Origin of the sequence: Facklamia sp. P13064 (assembly GCF_050409425.1) — a bacterium.
GTDB lineage: Bacteria > Bacillota > Bacilli > Lactobacillales > Aerococcaceae > Facklamia.
In genome coordinates this window covers 1-1,869 of record NZ_JBNUPM010000041.1, presented here as the reverse complement: position 1 = coordinate 1,869, position 1,869 = coordinate 1, and the positions used below count along the sequence as shown (strand labels likewise).

Annotated in this window: 1 protein-coding gene and 1 pseudogene; both read right to left on the bottom strand. The window is 28.2% G+C overall.

Translation table 11 applies throughout. The features are described from left to right. Nucleotides 1–143 precede the first annotated feature (143 nt). Nucleotides 144–974: pseudogene (locus tag ACQV2S_RS08700) on the bottom strand (nucleotidyl transferase AbiEii/AbiGii toxin family protein). Beyond that, nucleotides 967–1,560: a type IV toxin-antitoxin system AbiEi family antitoxin domain-containing protein gene (locus tag ACQV2S_RS08695; RefSeq protein WP_428874601.1), complete on the bottom strand. Its 594-nt coding sequence runs from the start codon at nt 1,558–1,560 to the stop codon at nt 967–969. The pseudogene ACQV2S_RS08700 and the gene ACQV2S_RS08695 overlap by 8 nt, the downstream one beginning before the upstream one ends. Between the last annotated feature and the right edge of the window lie 309 nt (nt 1,561–1,869).

The following is a 1,869-nucleotide window of genomic DNA, read 5'->3' as shown; positions in this document are numbered from 1 at the left end:
AATATCAAGATTATATGTGTCAGGAAGAAAAGAAAAGGAGACCAAGCAACCGTTAGTGGCTTAATCTCCTTGGATAGCATCAACCTTATTTGACATAGAGCCTTAAATCTTCAATCTCTCATCTTTTCATAGCTCTACTGATTTTATATTTTTTCTATAATATTTATTCCATTATCTATGGCATCTTCAAACTTTATGTCTCTAGCGTAGAGATTTTTCTTCGAATACGCTTGCCACCTTTTTAAAAAAGCTTCATCTGCTTTTAACATTTCCATTAGACTGATGATTTTATCTGTATCAAATTCCGTTTTTCTATAGTTAAATGTTTGAATACAAGCCTCTTTTAATATATCAATCTCTATTTCCTTATCTTTTAATTTATAAATTATATAAAGATCATAATAATCCTTTCTTCTGCTATTTAAAAATCCTCTTGAATAAATTGTTTAAATTTTTTCTGCTAATATTGTTTCTATGGGATAAGCTTTAATTAAAATATCTTTTTGTCCAAAAGCACTTATATATTTATAGTCTATGGGATAGGGTGTAATAACATCTCCTGTTGCAATATCAAGAGGTACGATTTGTCTTATATTCTCCATTCTACAAAGTATACTTACACGAAACCCTCCATACTGGTCATCTTCCTTAATTGTACTTATTCCATGTGTTTTATAGAATATATCATCTGAAGATTTTGTTTCCAGTGCTTCTTGTAATATTTTTAATATATTTTCTTCTGATAAGTGCATATTTCTCAAAAGAAAGTCTATATCTACTGTACTTCTTGAATCTATACCTACTACATTAGATAGAAGAAAACCTCCTTTAAAAACAAAGTTTTCATGATATTTACTCTGTGATAATTTTTTTAATATGCTTTCCAAAAAATAATATAGCATTACTGAATTAAATGGAAGTCCAGTTTCTTTGCTTATCTTGTGACAAATAGCGGTTAGTTTTGCTTTATTCATATACCACCTCCATAACTTCCTTTACTTTATCTTCTATTCCCATTTTTCTTGCTATTTCATAAAGAGAATGTATATCCTTATCCTTATATTTAGAATATGAACGAATGAGTTTTACATAAACTTCAACATCCATTTTTTCTTTGTTAGAAATAAAATCACAAAGTGTTCTTTCGTAGGAATAAACATTAACAGTATTTCCAAACATTGTCTTTTTCTGGATAATGCCTAAGTCATAAATAGATTTTTTTACATAATTAACATTAAGTGTATCTTGCTTTTCATTAAATTTATAGCCATTGTAAACTGTAACATCCATTATCCATGGAATTTTGTCCGTTACTCCAAGTATAAACAAAGCTGTCTCATAGGAAAATATTGCCTTTTTATACTGATATTGAAAAAAATAGTAATCATCATAATCACCATCTTTAGTAATATATATTCCTTTTTGAACTCTAAACAATTTTCCTTCTTTTACTAGTCTACTTAAATATACTGTAGGTATATTATTTTCTCTGCAATAAGTAGATGTTATAATACCACCTGACTTTTTAAGATGTCTTTCAATTTGCTTTCTATGATTCATTATATTCATCTCCTTGTTGCATTTACACTTATATTATATACTTTTATTAGTGTATTTACAACAAAGCTTTGAATTCATATCCAATTTATTTCAATTACACAATCCATTATTTTACTTGGCTCTGCTTTCCTACTCTGCTTTTAAAGTTCTATAATAAATAGGGTGGATGGAAGAAAAACACTTCCTTCCACCCTATTTTTTGCTACATAAAAACACAGAAGTCCAATCTATTAAAAGTGGTAACTAAAATAGAAAGGACTCTGTGCCAGGACTCATGATATACGAACATTACTCACTATAAAAGACCCT